Annotated in this window: 17 protein-coding genes and 1 pseudogene; 12 read left to right on the top strand and 6 right to left on the bottom strand. The window is 39.9% G+C overall.

Annotation, left to right across the window (positions count from 1 at the left end; genetic code table 11):
- Positions 1 to 57: 57 nt before the first annotated feature.
- Together HMPREF3020_RS09575 and HMPREF3020_RS06890 are read left to right on the top strand one after the other, a co-directional pair.
- A pseudogene (locus HMPREF3020_RS09575) lies at positions 58 to 750 on the top strand (penicillin-binding protein 1A); the annotation flags it as partial.
- Between the two features lie 63 nt (positions 751 to 813).
- Entirely contained in the window at positions 814 to 1,659 is an 846-nt protein-coding gene (locus tag HMPREF3020_RS06890) for a 23S rRNA (adenine(2030)-N(6))-methyltransferase RlmJ (protein ID WP_049385083.1), read from the top strand.
- Positions 1,660 to 1,694: 35 nt separating this feature from the next.
- Here the strand turns inward: HMPREF3020_RS06890 and psiE are convergent, their stop codons facing one another.
- From psiE to rpsU, 4 genes are all read right to left on the bottom strand, one after another.
- Entirely contained in the window at positions 1,695 to 2,111 is a 417-nt protein-coding gene (gene psiE, locus HMPREF3020_RS06885; protein ID WP_049365746.1) for a phosphate-starvation-inducible protein PsiE, read from the bottom strand.
- Positions 2,112 to 2,241: 130 nt separating this feature from the next.
- The gene (gene rpoD, locus HMPREF3020_RS06880; protein WP_049385084.1) at positions 2,242 to 4,137 is read right to left on the bottom strand and encodes an RNA polymerase sigma factor RpoD; all 1,896 of its coding nucleotides are present in this window, start codon (positions 4,135 to 4,137) and stop codon (positions 2,242 to 2,244) included.
- A 69-nt stretch (positions 4,138 to 4,206) separates the two neighbouring features.
- Positions 4,207 to 5,991 carry a DNA primase gene (gene dnaG / locus HMPREF3020_RS06875; RefSeq protein ID WP_070776020.1) on the bottom strand — a complete coding sequence of 595 codons (1,785 nt, stop codon included), beginning with the start codon at positions 5,989 to 5,991 and terminating at the stop codon, positions 4,207 to 4,209.
- Positions 5,992 to 6,128: 137 nt separating this feature from the next.
- On the bottom strand, positions 6,129 to 6,344 hold the full coding sequence (gene rpsU, locus HMPREF3020_RS06870) for a 30S ribosomal protein S21 (RefSeq protein WP_005694732.1): 216 nt from the start codon (positions 6,342 to 6,344) through the stop codon (positions 6,129 to 6,131).
- Positions 6,345 to 6,562: 218 nt separating this feature from the next.
- Between rpsU and tsaD the strand changes: the two genes are divergently transcribed.
- The 6 genes from tsaD (at position 6,563) to HMPREF3020_RS06840 (ending at position 10,960) form a co-directional block, all read left to right on the top strand.
- Positions 6,563 to 7,591 carry a tRNA (adenosine(37)-N6)-threonylcarbamoyltransferase complex transferase subunit TsaD gene (gene tsaD / locus HMPREF3020_RS06865; protein ID WP_070776019.1) on the top strand — a complete coding sequence of 343 codons (1,029 nt, stop codon included), beginning with the start codon at positions 6,563 to 6,565 and terminating at the stop codon, positions 7,589 to 7,591.
- Positions 7,592 to 7,600: 9 nt separating this feature from the next.
- Positions 7,601 to 7,837: a hypothetical protein gene (locus tag HMPREF3020_RS06860; protein ID WP_070776018.1), complete on the top strand. Its 237-nt coding sequence runs from the start codon at positions 7,601 to 7,603 to the stop codon at positions 7,835 to 7,837.
- Positions 7,837 to 8,418 (top strand): thymidine kinase, encoded by a 582-nt coding sequence (locus HMPREF3020_RS06855; RefSeq protein WP_065243624.1) that lies wholly within the window; start codon positions 7,837 to 7,839, stop codon positions 8,416 to 8,418. The genes HMPREF3020_RS06860 and HMPREF3020_RS06855 overlap by 1 nt, the downstream gene beginning before the upstream one ends.
- 37 nt (positions 8,419 to 8,455) lie before the next feature.
- Entirely contained in the window at positions 8,456 to 9,676 is a 1,221-nt protein-coding gene (locus HMPREF3020_RS06850; RefSeq protein ID WP_070582944.1) for an aromatic amino acid transporter, read from the top strand.
- A 276-nt stretch (positions 9,677 to 9,952) separates the two neighbouring features.
- Entirely contained in the window at positions 9,953 to 10,339 is a 387-nt protein-coding gene (locus HMPREF3020_RS06845; protein ID WP_054420347.1) for a YgiW/YdeI family stress tolerance OB fold protein, read from the top strand.
- 57 nt (positions 10,340 to 10,396) lie between these two features.
- Complete coding sequence (locus tag HMPREF3020_RS06840; protein ID WP_070776017.1) at positions 10,397 to 10,960, top strand: hypothetical protein; 564 nt, start codon at positions 10,397 to 10,399, stop codon at positions 10,958 to 10,960.
- A gap of 101 nt (positions 10,961 to 11,061) precedes the next feature.
- Here the strand turns inward: HMPREF3020_RS06840 and ligA are convergent, their stop codons facing one another.
- Positions 11,062 to 13,065, bottom strand: a complete 2,004-nt coding sequence (ligA, locus tag HMPREF3020_RS06835; protein ID WP_180363117.1) for an NAD-dependent DNA ligase LigA — start codon at positions 13,063 to 13,065, stop codon at positions 11,062 to 11,064.
- A gap of 82 nt (positions 13,066 to 13,147) precedes the next feature.
- Positions 13,148 to 14,188 carry a cell division protein ZipA gene (gene zipA, locus HMPREF3020_RS06830; protein ID WP_049369621.1) on the bottom strand — a complete coding sequence of 347 codons (1,041 nt, stop codon included), beginning with the start codon at positions 14,186 to 14,188 and terminating at the stop codon, positions 13,148 to 13,150.
- 170 nt (positions 14,189 to 14,358) lie between these two features.
- Between zipA and cysZ the strand changes: the two genes are divergently transcribed.
- The 4 genes from cysZ to HMPREF3020_RS06810 all read left to right on the top strand — a co-directional run bounded on the left by cysZ (position 14,359) and on the right by HMPREF3020_RS06810 (position 17,911).
- Positions 14,359 to 15,204, top strand: a complete 846-nt coding sequence (cysZ, locus tag HMPREF3020_RS06825) for a sulfate transporter CysZ (RefSeq protein ID WP_070776016.1) — start codon at positions 14,359 to 14,361, stop codon at positions 15,202 to 15,204.
- A 100-nt stretch (positions 15,205 to 15,304) separates the two neighbouring features.
- The gene (gene cysK, locus HMPREF3020_RS06820; protein ID WP_005694743.1) at positions 15,305 to 16,255 is read left to right on the top strand and encodes a cysteine synthase A; all 951 of its coding nucleotides are present in this window, start codon (positions 15,305 to 15,307) and stop codon (positions 16,253 to 16,255) included.
- A 182-nt stretch (positions 16,256 to 16,437) separates the two neighbouring features.
- A complete protein-coding gene (locus tag HMPREF3020_RS06815; RefSeq protein ID WP_070776015.1) occupies positions 16,438 to 17,211 on the top strand; it encodes an amino acid ABC transporter substrate-binding protein in 774 nt (257 codons plus the stop codon).
- Entirely contained in the window at positions 17,195 to 17,911 is a 717-nt protein-coding gene (locus HMPREF3020_RS06810) for an amino acid ABC transporter permease (protein ID WP_005697396.1), read from the top strand. Before HMPREF3020_RS06815 ends, HMPREF3020_RS06810 begins: the two co-directional genes overlap by 17 nt.
- Positions 17,912 to 17,918: the final 7 nt, after the last annotated feature.

Raw genomic sequence — 17,918 nt, 5'->3', positions numbered from 1 at the left:
GCTAATCCAGATAAGCTAAAATCAGCCAAAGGTAATAGCAATACCGATACAGATGAAGGTGAGGGCGATCAGCAACCTGAGAATGTACCTGACTTACCAGAACTTCAAACATCAGCATTAAATGACGGTTCTGTTGATTTAATGGCGGATGCGAAAGATGGTGCAGCAAAACAAGAATACGCGCCTCGTGTAATTAGTGGTGAATTAGCCTTCTTAATTCGTAGTGCATTAAATACGGCGATTTATGGTGAGCAAGGACTTAGTTGGAAAGGTACCAGCTGGCGTATTGCTCAAAGTATTAAACGTAGTGACATCGGTGGTAAAACCGGTACCACCAATAGTGCGAAAGTGGCTTGGTATGCAGGTTTTGGTGCAAACTTAGTCACCACAACCTATGTTGGTTTCGATGATAACAAACGCGTATTAGGTAAAGGTGAAGCGGGTGCAAAAACCGCAATGCCTGCGTGGGTCGCTTATATGAAAACTGCACTTTCTGATATACCAGAACGTCAACTTGAACTTCCACCAAATATCATGGAAAAAACTATTGATAGTAACTCGGGTTTACTTTCTGAAGGTGGTGGTCGTAAAGAATACTTTATCGTTGGTACCGAGCCTAAACGTACTTATGTTGCAGAAATGCAAGAGCGCGGTTATTATGTCCCACCAGAATTGCAACAACGCTTAAATGGTGGAACAGGCAAAACCAAAGACGCGATTCCAGCAACGCAACCAGAAGAATTATTCTAACGATTTAAATACTAAAAGTGCGGTTAATTTTGACCGCACTTTTTTACGTCAAAAGGACAAACCATGTTAAGTTATCGCCACAGTTTCCACGCTGGCAACCATGCTGATGTGTTAAAGCATATTGTATTAATGTTGATATTGGAAAATCTTTCGCTTAAAGAAAAAGGTTTCTACTATCTCGACACCCATTCAGGTGTCGGTCGTTATCGCTTAAGTTCTAACGAATCAGAAAAAACTGGCGAATATAAAGAGGGAATTGGGAGACTTTGGGAAAAAAAGGATTTACCCGAAGAAGTTGCACGCTACGTAGATCTTATTAAAAAGCTCAATTATGGTGGTAAAGAATTACGTTATTACTCAGGCTCTCCAATGATTGCCGCCCAACTATTACGTCCTCAAGATCGTGCATTACTGACAGAATTACATCCTAGCGATTTTCCATTATTACGCAATAACTTTAAAGAGTTTAAGAATATCACCACAAAATCAGAAAATGGTTTCCAACAACTCAAAGCGACACTTCCACCAAAAGAACGCCGCGGTTTAGTGCTTATTGATCCACCTTATGAATTAAAAGAGGATTATGATTTGGTGGTGAAAGCGATCGAAGAAGGTTATAAACGCTTTGCAACAGGCACTTATGCGATTTGGTATCCAGTGGTTCTACGCCAACAAACAAAACGCATTTTTAAAGGATTAGAGGCAACGGGAATTCGTAAAATTCTGAAAATTGAATTGGCTGTTCGCCCTGATAGCGATCAACGTGGTATGACCGCAAGTGGAATGGTAGTGATTAATCCACCTTGGCAATTAGAACAACAAATGAAGTCTATTTTGCCTTATTTGACCCAAACGCTCGTCCCTGAAGGTACGGGAAGTTGGACAGTGGAATGGATTATACCGGAATAATCCATTCCAAAACCGCGGTCAAAATGACCGCACTTTTAAATTTTAATTTTATTGGAATACAACACTAAACAAAGTGCAATAACCATAATTAAAATCGCGCCTGCGAATAAGATAGTATCAACTGAGCTCTCATGATTCACAATAATCAGGCGCAACATGGCGGTAATCCCCGCGTAAATAAAATAACGCAAAGGAAAGTGATAACCACTTTTAAAATATTGCACGATTAGGCCAATAAAACCGAAATATAAGAAAAACATCACGGCTTGTTCAGCAACATCATAAGGCACTACGCTTGATGTATTGAACACCATAATTGCTAAGGTATAGGTAATTTTAGCTAAAGCAATAATCAACACTAAAGCCAAAGCAATAAGTGAAAAACTTAATATCACTTTTAATACACTAGTTACTACTCTAGGCAGCTTTTCTAGTTCTTGAGATTCTTCCATAAAGTTCCTTGTTTTTTTAAATGATGAAAGCGCGTATTTTAAGGGAATGTGTTTTTTTGGTAAATAGTAAAATGTAATCAAATAAAAAGGGCAGATATTTCTGCCCTTTATTTTTTACATGAATGAATAATTACTCATCTAAGAAACTTCTTAAGGTTTCTGAACGACTTGGATGACGTAATTTACGCAATGCTTTCGCTTCAATCTGACGAATACGCTCACGGGTTACATCAAATTGTTTACCCACTTCTTCAAGCGTGTGGTCGGTGTTCATATCAATACCAAAACGCATACGTAATACTTTTGCTTCACGAGGGGTTAATCCTTCTAGCACTTCATGAGTTGCCACTTTCAAGCTTTGCGCAGTTGCAGAATCTAATGGCAATTCAAGAGTTGAATCCTCGATGAAGTCACCTAAATGTGAATCATCGTCATCACCGATTGGGGTTTCCATTGAAATTGGCTCTTTCGCAATTTTAAGCACTTTACGAATTTTATCTTCTGGCATTCCCATACGCTCAGCAAGCTCTTCCGGCGTCGCTTCACGTCCCATTTCTTGTAACATTTGACGAGAAATACGATTTAATTTGTTAATCGTTTCAATCATATGAACCGGAATACGAATTGTACGTGCTTGGTCTGCAATGGAACGCGTAATTGCCTGACGAATCCACCAGGTTGCATAGGTTGAGAATTTATAACCACGACGGTATTCAAATTTATCTACCGCTTTCATCAAACCAATATTCCCTTCTTGAATTAAATCCAAGAATTGTAAACCTCGGTTTGTATATTTTTTCGCAATAGAAATGACCAAACGTAAGTTGGCTTCAACCATTTCTTTTTTCGCACGGCGAGCTTTTTGTTCACCACGAGATACCGCATCACAAATCTCACGCATTTGTTGAATGGTTAGATTGGTATTTTGCTCAATATTCGCTAAGTTATCTAAAGATAAACGGATACGTTCTTCATATTTTGGTAAACGTTTTGCCCAAGCTTTCGTTGATTTTAATGCTTTTGCTACCCATGCATCACTGCTGCCATTAGCAACAATGAGTGCCTCAAATTCATCTTTCGGCATACCCGCGATATCAACTAATACTTTTTGTAGTTGACGCTCTTCTGCACGTACACGTTTCATCATATTCTTCATTGATAAAACAAGTACATCAAATTGTTTTGGCACTAAACGGAATTGTTTAAAAATATCTGCGAGTAGAGCAATTTGATCTTTTGCGCGTTTACCACTACGTCCGTGTTTTGCAATAGTTGCTAATGTTTTAGTGTGTTGCTCTCTTAATGCCGCAAATCTTTCACGCGCTACTTCAGGATCGATGCTGTTATCAGAATCGCTCTCATCAGAACTTGAGCTGCTATTGCTTTCATCTTCCTCATCGCTCTCATCATCAACTTCTGCAGCTGCAGCGGCTTCAACACTTTCCTCTTCGTCAGCAAAATTCTCATCAATATTTGCTGCTTCCTCTGCGGCAATATTTGGATCCACAAAGCCGGTAATTAAATCAGCTAAACGATAATTACCCGCTTCAACTTGATCATAATTATTTAATAGCTCTGTTAACGCTTCTGGATATGCTGCAATGGCGGTTTGAACTTCATCAATCCCTTCTTCAATACGTTTTGCAATGCTGATCTCATCTTCACGGGTAAGAAGATCAACCGTTCCCATTTCACGCATATACATACGCACAGGATCGGTTGTACGACCGATTTCAGATTCCACATTGGATAAAATCTGCGTTGCTTCTTCCACAGCATCTTCATCCGGAATCGTGTCATTCAACATCATTTCATCACTTTCCGGTGCTTCATCAAGAACCGGAATACCCGCATCATGCTGTAAAGTTTGCAACAACTTATCGTAATATTCTGGATCGATCAAATCTTCTGGAAGCAAGTCATTGATCTCCGCATAAGTTAAATAACCTTGCGTACGACCTAATTCCATAAGCTGTTCAATTTGTTCTGAATATTGATCGGCGGTAGATTGTTGATTTTGTTCCATTTTTATTCCCGTTTTGCGTTATTTTTGGAAGATAAAAGCCCTTGTTTTGAACAGGAGATTTTACCATTGTTATGACGGATTAACTAACTGTTTTTTCTGCTCTTCTTTTCCCTTGAGCAAATTCACTAAAATTGCTCGTTCTTGATCAGTTAAGCCTTCCGCCCTTTCTTTGGCGATAAGCATCTCAATATCACGTTCAATCGCTTGAATATTCAATCGACGATAGTTTTGAGAGAATGCATTAATGATGTCTAAGTCGTCTAATAGATGATCCCAAGACGCTAATATTTCAAGGGGCTTGTTGAATTCTGTATCACGAAAATATTCTAAGATTTGTCCTGTTGTAATGCCCTCTCGTTCACGGCAAAGTGCGGTCAATTTTGCTAGTAATTCGTAACCCGCTTCATGCTTTAAGGCTTGCAACCCCACATCCGAAATACGATTCACTAATTGTGAATTCTGTAATAACAGCGAAATCACCACACGCATTGGCGTTTTCTTAATGGTTTTTTGTGGCGTTTTAGGTTTTGGTTCAGCCTTATCTATTTGATTTGGAATTAAGCTTTCAAGCTGTGATTGATCAAAAATCCCAAGCTTTTGCGCCAACATATTTCGCAATGAAAGTCGCAGCATATCACCAGGAATTTGACGAATTAAAGGCGCCGCGAGTGCAACTAATTTACCTCGTCCTTCTTGCGTTGAAAAATCCACCTGTGGACTTAAATGCGCAAATAAGAATTCTGTGAGAGACTGGGCTTGCTCAATATATTCTTCAAACTTTTCTTTACCGTATTGACGAATATAAGTATCTGGATCTTCTCCATCAGGCAGGAAAATAAACTTAATTTGTCGTCCATCTTCCAGATAAGGTAAGGCGTTTTCAAGTGCGCGCCAAGCGGCATCACGCCCTGCTCTATCACCATCATAGCAGCAAATGACTTGTTCTGTTGAACGGAACAACAATTGAATTTGTTCCGAGGTTGTCGATGTACCAAGGGAAGCTACCGCATAATTGACACCAAATTGCGCCAATGCCACCACATCCATGTAGCCTTCAACTACCAGTAATTTTTCTGGCTCATCATTGATTTGCAAGGCTTCATATAAGCCATAAAGTTCATTACCTTTGTGATATGTAATGGTTTCGGGTGAGTTCAAATATTTGGGTTTTTCATCCGTTAAAACACGTCCACCAAAAGCGACCGTACGACCACGTTTATCTCGAATCGGAAACATAATACGATTACGGAATTTATCGTACACATTGCCACGATCGTTTCGAGAAAGCATACCTAAATCAAACAATTTTTTCTGTTCTTCTCGATTTTTGCCAAATTGACGCAACACCGTATCCATCGCATTGGGTACATAACCAATTTGAAAACGAGCAATAATTTCTGGCGATAAACCACGTTGCTGAAGATAGCTTTGAGCAGGAATATTTAGCGGGAGTTGAACTTGATAAAACGACGCAATCTCTTGCATTAAATCGTATAAATTACGTTTTGTTTGGTAGCTCACATCCGGTTTATTGCTGAATTGATTTGGGCGTTTTTCATAAGGCACTTCAAGCCCTGCCGAAGCGGCAAGTTCTTCAACGGCTTCAACAAATTCTAATTTGTCATAATCCATTAAAAATGAAATGGCATTACCTTTCGCGCCACAGCCGAAGCAATAATAGAATTGTTTTTTTTCACTTACCGTGAAGGATGGTGTTTTTTCGTGATGAAACGGACAACAAGCTTGATAATCTCGTCCTGCTTTTTTGAGTTTCACGCGCGCATTAATCACATCGACAATATTCGATTTTGTGAGCAGATCATCAATAAATTGGCGTGGAATTGAGCCTTTCATTGCCTTGCCTCCTTGAATACGATGCGAAAGTGCGGTTGATTTTGCGTGACTTTTTTTCGATGAATTTAAAGCAACAAAACCGTGATACCCAAAAGGTTTCACGGTTTGTCTTAACTCGAGTTAGAAAATACTACAAATTAGTATAAACGGGTATTGCGCGCGTTTTCGCGAGCGTTACGTTTAGCGTGACGTTTAGCAAGCGTTGCTTTTTCACGTTTACGGATTGTAGTTGGTTTTTCATAGAATTCACGAGCGCGAACTTCTGCTAAAATACCAGCTTTTTCGCAAGAGCGTTTGAAACGACGTAAAGCTACGTCGAATGATTCGTTTTCACGTACTTTAATTACAGGCATAAGCCAATCACCTCAATGAGTTTAATTTAATTGCAATTTTAAATTTTTATTACTGCCGAATGAACGGCAAATTCAATAAAGGACGCAATTCTAATCGATCTTCCCCGCAAAAGCAAAGGAAAGATCGCCTATTTGCTGAAAATTTGGCGTTTGAACTGGTTTAAGCGGGCTAAACAAGGTAAAATCTTTGCCAATTTTTTTAATAAAATGAGAAGAAAATGCGTATTTTAGGGATCGAAACCTCCTGTGATGAAACAGGTGTCGCGATTTATGATGAAGATAAAGGTTTAATTGCTAATCAACTCTACACGCAAATTGCCTTGCATGCGGATTACGGCGGTGTAGTGCCAGAACTGGCTTCCCGCGATCACATTCGCAAAACGGCACCATTAATTAAGGCCGCATTAGAAGAAGCCAATTTAACCGCTGATCAAATTGATGGTATCGCCTATACAAGTGGCCCAGGTTTAGTGGGCGCATTATTAGTGGGCGCAACGATCGCACGTTCACTGGCTTATGCCTGGAATGTGCCCGCTATTGGTGTACACCACATGGAAGGTCATCTACTTGCGCCAATGCTTGATGAAAATCGACCGCACTTTCCATTCATTGCTCTCTTAGTTTCAGGTGGACATACGCAATTAGTGCGCGTTGATGGTGTGGGTAAATATGAAGTCATTGGCGAATCTATTGATGATGCGGCAGGTGAAGCCTTTGATAAAACCGCAAAATTATTAGGGTTAGATTACCCTGGCGGTGCAGCACTTTCACGTTTAGCCGAAAAAGGATCGCCGGATCGTTTTGTATTTCCACGTCCAATGACAGATCGACCAGGCCTTGATTTTAGCTTTTCAGGTTTAAAAACCTCGGCGGCTAACACCATTAATCAAGCGCTCAAACAAGAAGGTGAATTAACCGAACAAACCAAAGCTGATATTGCCTTTGCCTTCCAAGATTCTGTCGTGGATACACTTGCAATTAAATGTAAACGCGCCTTAAAAGAAACCGGTTATAAGCGTTTGGTCATTGCTGGCGGCGTAAGCGCGAACAAAAAATTACGTGAAACCCTTGGCGCTATGATGAAAAATCTTGGTGGTGAAGTATTTTATCCACAACCTCAATTTTGTACCGATAATGGTGCCATGATTGCCTATACGGGCTTTTTACGCTTAAAACAAGGTCAGCATAGTGAGCTCGCCATTGATGTTAAACCTCGTTGGGCAATGACTGAACTCCCTGCAATTTAAGGAAAAAATATGGAAAATATGATTAAAGTGAGAGCTATGCGTGCAGCTGGTATCGCTTGTTTTTTAGTGCTCGCGATTATTGGCACATGGATTTTTACCACACCAAGTGGTGATATCGTGAGCGCGCTTTCAGCTGCCGGAAAAATGGTTGGCGGTGGCGCCACTTACGGTACCTTTATGCTAGCAGCCTGTCCACCTGTTGCAGGATTTATTGCCTATTATTTCTGGAAATGGGTGATTAAATAATGGCAAAACTCTATTTTTACTACTCTACGATGAATGCGGGCAAATCAACCACGTTGCTGCAGTCTTCCTATAACTACCGTGAACGCAATATGAACACCATGGTTTATACGGCAGCCATTGATGACCGCTTTGGATTAGGCAAAGTCACGTCGCGTATTGGTATTCATGAAGACGCCAATTTATTTACGTCAACGAGTGACCTTTTTGCCGAAGTAAGCCAACGTTTACAACAAGAAAAAATTCATTGTGTTTTGGTTGATGAAGCCCAGTTTTTAACGAAACAGCAAGTGTATCAATTAAGCGATGTCGTGGATAAACTGAAGATTCCTGTGCTTTGTTATGGCTTGCGTACCGACTTTCAAGCAGAGCTATTTGAAGGCAGTAAGTATTTACTTGCTTGGGCAGATCAACTAGAAGAATTAAAAACAATCTGTTATTGTGGACGTAAAGCCAATTTCGTTTTACGTTTAAATGAACAAGGTGAAGTCATTAAGGAAGGGGAACAAATCCAAATTGGTGGAAACGACTCTTATCTTTCGGTTTGCCGCTATCATTACAAAGAAAAGTGCGGTCAGCTTTAACCTCGTTTTTTCAATTTTATACTCGGAGAACAATTTTATGCTAAAAAACAAAACATTCGGCAGTGCCTTAATCATTGCCGGCACGACCATCGGGGCGGGAATGCTAGCGATGCCATTAACCTCTGCCGGTATTGGTTTTGGTTACACCGTTTTCTTATTAGTCGGCTTATGGGCGCTTTTGGTTTACAGCGGTTTACTTTTTGTTGAAGTCTATCAAACGGCCGATCGATTAAATGATGGCGTGGCGACTCTCGCTGAAAAATACTTCGGCATCACTGGACGTGTCTTAGCCACCTTTAGTTTGCTCATTTTACTTTATGCTCTTTCTGCGGCCTACATCACCGGGGGCGGTTCATTATTATCGGGTTTACCAACCGCTTTTGGCTTTGAAAGTCTTTCCTCCGAACTTTCAATCATTTTATTTACCGTCGTACTCGGTGCCTTTGTAGTTGTCGGTACAAGAGGTGTTGATGGTGCCACTCGTATTCTGTTCATCGGTAAATTAATTGCCTTTGCTTTTGTGTTATTCATGATGTTACCAAAAGTGTCTGTCGATAACCTAATGGCCTTACCTTTAAATTATGCTTTCGTGATCTCTGCGGCGCCAATTTTCTTTACCTCCTTTGGCTTCCACATCATCATGGGCAGCGTAAACAGCTATTTAGATGGTAGTGTTACTCAATTCCGTAAAGCGATTTTAATTGGTACAGCGATTCCACTTGTAGCTTATTTAGTGTGGCAATTAGCGACTCACGGTGTATTAAGCCAAAATGAATTCGTGCAAGTACTCCAAGCGGATCCAACCCTTAACGGCTTAGTTAATGCAACACGTCAAATCACGAACTCCCACATCATGGGCGAAATCGTTCGTGTGTTCTCAGCACTTGCATTAATCACCTCTTTCCTTGGTGTCATGCTCGGGGTATTTGAAGGTTTAGGCGATTTATTTAAACGTTACAAATTGCCACACAATCGCTTGACACTGACGGTTGCAGCCTTCACACCACCACTTGCGTTTGCCTTGTATTATCCTGAAGGCTTTATCGCAGCATTAAGCTATGCAGGTTTACTCTGTGCGTTCTACTGCTTAATTTTGCCTATCGGACTAGCATGGAAAACACGTCAAGCAAATCCGAATCTGCCTTATCGCGTAATCGGTGGAAACGTAACCTTAGTGATAGCCTTAGTAATTGGCGTAATCATTATGATCGTGCCATTCTTAATTCAATCGGGTTATTTACCTGCAGTAGCAGGCTAAAGTGCTGTAGATTTTCAAGGCATTTTTCTCATAAAAGTAGGGCTTAAACGCCCTATTTTTTTATTTTCAAAAAATTTTCATTTTTTTTACCTCTCTTAATCTTTCCTTAAGATTCTCTTGTTTAAATATACTCATCGAAAGGCAAACAACCCAATCGATAAATAAATCTGAAAAATGTTAATCACTTAAGAAAAGATTAAGATTTGAATGATTTAATACATCTGAAAGCAAAACTTTCAACTTACTTTATGATTATCTTATTTAGGAGAACAAACTATGAAAAAATTACTTACTGTTGCAGCTATCGCATTATCTTCTGTTGCCGTATATAACACCGCAATAGCGCAAGGATTTAATGATGGCAATAATCAAGTCACTCAACAAGGTTTTGTAGATGAAAGCGTCATTGTAAAAACCGTTGCTGATGCATTAAATGCCAATGATAACACTCCAGTTCGTTTAGACGGACAAATTGTAAAACAAATTGGTAAAAAGGATTTCTTATTTAAAGACGCAAGTGGAAAAGAAATCCAAATTGAAGTCAGCAAAAAAGCATGGAATGGTCAAACGATAGCACCTCAAGATAACATTCAAATTATCGGTAAAGTCGATAAAGAATGGAATAAAACAGAAGTTGATGTAAAACAAATCATCAAAAAATAACTAACAAAATGACCGCACTTTTCTTAAGTGCGGTTAAAAATCCCAAAGGAGAAGAGAATGGAAAACGTACAAACAATGTCAGATCTTATGCAGCAAATTCAACAACGAATTGATTCACTAAAAGCCTCTGCTATGCAGCAACAAACAGAAATGAAACAATCATTAAATGAATGTATTGAGCAAAGTGAAGCCATTCAAAATCAATTAGTTCAGAGCCAACAGCAATTAACATCACAATTGGAATACGGCACTGCAGTATTAATTGAACTGGAACAAGGGTTACAGCTAGATTTCAGTACAGAAATCGCCGAATTTGAACAGTTGTGTCAAAATGAAACCGCCGATACGGCAGAATTAACACAACGATTAGAACAGAATGTACAGGAAAAAATCACGTTCCAATTAAACGAATTAAAAGCCAAAACAGGTATTGCCTTACAAGAAATTGGTCAGGTGACACCCCATATTAAGCAGTTATTTGGGGCAGAAAAAAGTGCTAAAGTGAAAGGGTTGGCAAAATTAAAACAACGTTTATATAAACGCTTTGGTAAACAGATTATTGCTTCAAAAGAATGCTTGGCAAAACAACTGGAACGCGGAGCCAGTAAATTAAGAGCTTAAAATGTCTGCTATCGTTTATTAAGAAGAAAAGTTAAACCGCACTTAATCTTGAGATGAGATGAAGTGCGGTCATTTTTTTAGTATTTTTTCGATTGAGACGATTAAATCTGAGCCAGAAATTCTTCTTCCGTTAAAACAGCCACACCTAATTCTTGCGCTTTTGTCAGTTTAGAACCGGCTGCATCACCAGCAATCACAAAATCCGTTTTCGCTGAAACCGAGCCGCTCACTTTCGCGCCCATGTCTTGTAATAAGGCTTTAGCTTCATTACGTCCCATTTGAGTTAAGGTTCCGGTTAACACCACCGTTTTGCCTTTAAAGCGGTTTTCTGTCACTTCTTTGGTTTCCACGGTTTCCCAATGTACGCCTTGAGCGATCAAATCATTCACCACAGACACGTTATGTGGCTCGTGCCAAAACGCTAAAATACGATTTGCCACCACTTCGCCAACATCAGGTACTTGCTGTAAAGCGTCTAAATCTGCATTTTGCAACGCTTCTAAGGTTTTGAAATGATTTGCTAAATTCAATGCTGTCGCCTCACCCACTTCACGGATTCCTAAAGCAAAAATAAAACGTGCTAACGTCGTATTTTTCGCTTTTTCAAGGCTCGCTAACGCATTTTCAGCTGATTTTGCGCCCATCCTTTCCAAACGAGTCAGTGTGGTTAAATCTAACTTGAATAAATCGGCTGGCGTATGAATTAATTCACGATCCACCAACTGCTCGATTAATTTCCCCCCTACGCCATCAATATCCATGGCCTTACGAGAAACGAAATGTTTAAGCGCTTCTTTACGCTGCGCTGCACAGAATAAACCGCCCGTACAACGCGCTACCGCTTCACCTTCAATACGAACAATGGCCGAATCACACACAGGACAAGTTTCTGGAAAAATAATCGGTCTTGCATCCGCTGGACGACGGTCGTGTAATACGCCGATAATTTGTGGGATCACATCTCCCGCACGGCGAATCACTACCGTATCGCCAATCGCAATGTCCAAGCGTTCAATTTCATCACCATTATGCAATGTGGCATTACTTACCGTGACACCAGCCACAAATACCGGTTCTAATTTGGCGACTGGAGTAATTGCCCCCGTTCTGCCCACTTGGAATTCTACATCATTTAGGCGAGTTAATTCTTCTTGTGCAGGGAATTTATAAGCAATCGCCCAACGTGGCGCTTTGGAAATAAAACCTAATTTCTCTTGTAACGCAATATCATTGATTTTCAACACGGTACCATCAATATCGTAGCCAAGAGCACTACGTTTATTTTGAATATCACGATAAAAATCCAACACTTCATCTGTGCCGTTACATAAACGGATTTCTGGGTTTACCGGAATCCCAATAGACTTCAACCATTGCAAACGATCATAATGCGTATTCGGCAAATCTACCCCTTCAGCAATACCAATACCATAAGCATTCAATACCAATGGACGCTTACTCGTAATTTTTGGATCGAGCTGTCGCAACGAACCTGCTGCGGCATTACGTGGGTTAGCAAAGGTTTTCTCGCCTTTCTCTAAAGCCTGTTGATTTAAACGCTCAAAGCCTTCATGTGGCATAAACACTTCACCACGCACTTCTAAACGTGCAGGTGGATTGTCCATTAAAAGTTGCAAGGGAATATTTCGAATTGTACGGATATTCGCGGTAATATCTTCCCCTGTTGTCCCATCACCACGAGTTGCAGCTTGAGTCAGTACGCCATTCACATACAAAATACTCACCGCTAAACCATCTAATTTCGGCTCACAGCAGAAAGTGAGGGGGTCAGGCAAACGAATAAGACGATCTTCAATACGTTTTACGAATGCATAAAATTCCTCGTCTGAAAAGGCATTATCCAAAGACAGCATTGGAATTTCATGACGAATTTGTGCAAAACCAGAAAGCGGTTTGGCTCCCACACGTTGAGTAGGTGAATCTGCCGTAATGAGTTCCGGATGGGCGGCTTCTAAGGCTTTAAGTTGATGAAATAAACGGTCATATTCCGCATCAGGAATGGTTGGGTTATCCAATACATGATATTCATATTCATAACGACGAAGATCCTGACGTAATGTATCAATTTGTTGCAGAAGGCTCATAATGTTCTCTAACAGTTTGCTCATTGAATTAAAATGGGCGAACCATCGGCTCGCCCAAAGTGCGGTTATTTTTTCGTGCGTTTTATGCGATGCGAGATAAGTAATCCTGCTCAGCCACATCATCAAAAATCTCTTGCTGATCAGTCAGCACCACACCACCTAAATCTTCCGCGATGGTTTTCGCTGCACGAATCATCATACGTAAGTTCGCCAAATTATTACCTGGTGATGGCAACTGCATAAAGAGCACCACACCCATGGTTGAAAACTCTGCCATATTGTAATAATCAAACGTACCGGGTTGTTCAATGTTCGCCACACTAAATAACACTGGGCTTGCCACACTTAAATCAAAGTGGCGGTGATACATTTGACGCTCGCCAAAAATAAAACCGAGGTTTTCTAAAGATTGAGATAATTGTGGACCATAAAATTCACGATTTTGATTTGAAATCACATAAAGTTGAACAAAGCCAGTGGTTTGTTTTGGTTTTTCCACTTCTACTGGTTCGTGATAGTTAAAATGCACGTTCTCATGAGTAGGTTCTTGAGTTGGATTTAATGACATCTCGGCTAATTGCTCACGCAATTCTGGCGAAGAAGAATTCACACCGTCAAAATCATTGCTTTGTGCTTCTAATTCTTCAATTGTCATTTCTGCTACACGCGGTTTTGGTTGTACATTCGTTTCAGGATAAACCACGGGTTCAGGTTGTGGAGCTGGCGCTGGAGCAGGTTGCGTAGTATTCATCTCATAAACCGGCTGATTTGGTAAAGAGATTTTAATATCATCCACGCTTTTTTCTATTTGACGCGCATCCACTTGAGCTCGTTGCTCATCAAAATTAAATTGCTGTTGGTTTGCCGCCTGCGGTGCCACTTTAGGTTGAACATGTTGTTGTACTGGCTGCGCCGCTTGAGCACGATGTGTTAAACGAATATCCGCATTAGGATCAGCAGCTTGCGAAAAAGGATTGACCTCACCGTTTTTAGAAGTGCGGTTAAATGTATTCGCACTTTTAAAATATTTTGATTTCTCACGGCGATTTGACCATAATCCGTGTACCACTAAGGCAATTAAAGCAATTACCCCTAAAATAATCAAAATGGTATTTAAGTCCATTCTTGTTGCTCCTTAACGCAATGATTTTTGCTAATCCTATCACATTTCCACAGGTGAAAAAATAGGAAAGCAAACAAGAGATTAAAAGGGATGAGATGGAATCTTTCTCAAAAAATATTGTCTTTCTGTGACATTTTGTATTTTTTACTTTTCAATTTAAAGGAACAATGATGATCGATCAAAATGAAATAAAATCTGCTTTCAATCATTTCGTAATGGGTTGGCATTTTATTACGCAAAAAGGTCTCCGCCGTTTTGTGATTATGCCGATTTTACTTAACATCGTTCTGCTTACAGGCTTATTCTGGCTATTTGTCTCACAAATCTCCACGATGATTGACTGGGTAATGAGCTTTATTCCTGATTGGTTAAGCTTTTTAAGTGTGATTTTGCTTGTACTGTCTATCGGCTCGATTCTCTTATTTTTCTATTTTGCCTTTACAACGCTTTCAGGCTTTATTGCCGCACCGTTTAATGGATTATTAGCAGAAAAAGTCGAAAAAATGCTGACTGGCGAAGCTGTTAATGATGATGGTTTTGCTGAAATCATGAAAGATGTGCCGCGTATGCTAAATCGTGAATGGCAAAAACTATGGTACAGCTTACCGAAATTTGTGGGCTTGTTCTTATTGAGTTTTATCCCCGTTATCGGACAAACCATTATTCCAGTACTAACCTTCCTATTTACTTGTTGGATGATGGCGATTCAGTACTGTGACTACCCGTTTGATAACCATAAAATTTCTTTTGGCATTATGAAAAATGCGTTAGGCGAAAGACGTTCTCAAAGCCTGACATTCGGAGCATTAATTACCCTTTGTACCGCATTGCCAATCGTGAATTTAGTGATTATTCCTGTGGCGGTCTGTGGTGCAACGGTAATGTGGGTCGAAAATTATCGCTCACAATTAAAATTTGATATGAATTTTGACCGCACTTCCGGTTCAACACAAATTGTGACACGTTCTAGTAGTACTGAAATTAAGCCTTCAGGAAATAACATCGTGAATAAATAGCATTTAGTTATAAAATATAGCTATTAACTATTTTTTTTATATAAAAGCCGGTGTTATAACTACTGCATCAACTCATTCCAAAATATAAAAGGACAGTAAAATGACAATTTATGCAGATAACTCATACTCAATCGGTAATACTCCATTAGTTCGTTTAAAACACTTCGGACACAATGGTAACGTTGTCGTAAAAATTGAAGGTCGCAACCCAAGCTTTAGCGTGAAATGCCGTATTGGTGCCAATATGATTTGGCAAGCAGAAAAAGACGGCATTTTAACAGCGGGTAAAGAAATTGTAGATGCAACCAGCGGTAACACCGGTATTGCTTTAGCTTATGTAGCAGCAGCGCGCGGTTACAAAATCACCTTAACCATGCCTGAAACCATGAGTCTTGAACGTAAACGTTTATTACGTGGTTTAGGCGTGAATCTTGTGCTTACTGAAGGCTCAAAAGGGATGAAAGGTGCGATTGCTAAAGCAGAAGAAATTGTGGCGTCTAACCCAAATCATTATGTGATGCTAAAACAATTTGAAAACCCGGCTAACCCGGACATTCACCGTCAAACTACCGGTGAAGAAATTTGGAAAGATACTGAAGGTAAAGTCGATGTTGTGGTTGCTGGTGTGGGTACCGGCGGTACAATTACCGGTATTTCTCGTGCGATCAAATTAGATCACGGTAAAAAAATTACCTCTGTAGCGGTTGAACCAACAGAATCACCTGTTATTAGCCAAACCCTTGCTGGTCAAGAAGTGAAACCAGGTCCACACAAAATTCAAGGTATCGGTGCGGGCTTCATTCCGAAAAACTTAGATTTATCATTAATTGATCGCGTGGAAACTGTAGATAGCGATACAGCAATTGCTACCGCTCGTCGCTTAATGGCTGAAGAAGGTATTCTTGCGGGTATTTCTTCAGGTGCGGCTGTGGCAGCAGCTGACCGCTTAGCAAAACTACCAGAATTCCAAGATAAATTAATCGTTGCAATCCTACCTTCTGCATCAGAACGTTATTTAAGTACAGCGTTATTCGAAGGTATTGAAGCTTAATCTATTGATTGAATTCATTTTATCTAAGGTCTGTTTTTACAGACCTTTTTTGTTTATTAATTAAACAAATTTTATTTGATATAACTAAAGGAAATAATTCATAAATAAATAATACTTTTCTTTTCTTTTTCGCTTCTTATAATTCATTTCACTTTCGTTATTTATCTAAAAAAGGAATACTTATGAAAAAATCATTTTTTAGCACCGCACTTTTAGCGGCAGGATTAGCCCTTTCTACTTTTGCTAACGCCGGGGAAATTGCTGATCGCGTTGAACAAACTAAAACCTTATTAGTTGGTACTGAGGGTACTTACGCGCCATTTACTTTCCATGACAAAGATGGCAAGTTAACCGGTTTCGATGTGGAAATTATCGAAAAAGTGGCGCAAAAATTAGGTTGGAAAGTCGAATTTAAAGAAACCGCTTGGGACGGCATGTATGCAGGTTTAAATGCAAAACGCTTTGATGTTATTGCGAACCAAACCAATCCAAGTCCAGAACGTTTAAAAAAATATGATTATAGTGCACCTTATAACTACTCTGCCGGCGTCATCGTGACGAAAGCCGATAACGATAGCATTAAATCATTCACTGATTTAAAAGGTAAAAAATCTGCACAATCTGCAACCAGCAACTGGAGCAAAGACGCACGTGATAATGGTGCAATTATTGTAACCGTTGATAGCTTGGCGCAAAACCTTGAAGCGGTAAAACAAGGTCGTGTTGATGCAACTGTAAATGATAAACTCGCGGTGTTAGATTACTTCAAAAAACAACCTAACTCAGGTTTAAAAATTGCTGTAGAAAGTGATAAAAAAATCCCGACCGGTTTTGCTTTCTTGAAAGGTGAAGAGCCGCTTATTGCAAAAGTGAACCAAGCACTTGAAGAACTACGCAAAGACGGAACGTTAAAACAACTTTCAATCAAATGGTTTGGCGATGACATTACTCAATAATTGGTTAGCCAGCCTTCCATTTATGACCGCAGAACGAGCTGATTATGTAATCAGCTCGTTTTGGCCTATGATGGAAGGGGCAATTTTATATACGATCCCCCTTGCGGTCATTTCCTTCTTTTGCGGTTTATTCATTGCAGTTATCGTGGCTGTGATTTGCACATTGCCACATCCCAATTTAATGACCAAAATTCTGCAGGGCATTTGTCGCACTTATATTTCAATTATTCGCGGCACGCCAATGTTGGTGCAGATCTTCATTATCTTCTACGGTTTACCTGAAGTTGGCATCAAACTTGAACCTTTCCCAACCGCAATTATTGCGTTCTCCATTAACATTGGTGCTTATGCAGCAGAAACGGTGAGGGCCTCCATTCTTGCGATTCCTAAAGGTCAATGGGAAGCCTCTTATGCGATAGGCATGAATTACACACAAGCTTTCGTGCGTACCATTATGCCGCAAGCGTTACGTATTTCCGTCCCTTCACTATCAAACACCTTTATTAGTACAGTGAAAGATACGTCTCTGGCATCACTTGTTTGGATTGCGGAATTATTTCGTGTGGCGCAAAACATCACGGCTGAAAACTACGAATTTATTTTAATTTATAGTGAAGCGGCCCTCATTTATTGGGTATTCTGTTTTGTGCTGTCAATGGGACAAACCCGTTTAGAAAAACGCCTTTCTCGCCATTTATAAGGACTGT

Source organism: Haemophilus sp. HMSC068C11 (assembly GCF_001815355.1).
In the GTDB taxonomy this organism is placed as follows: Bacteria; Pseudomonadota; Gammaproteobacteria; order Enterobacterales; family Pasteurellaceae; genus Haemophilus_D.
This window is presented reverse-complemented; position numbering and strand designations above follow the sequence as displayed.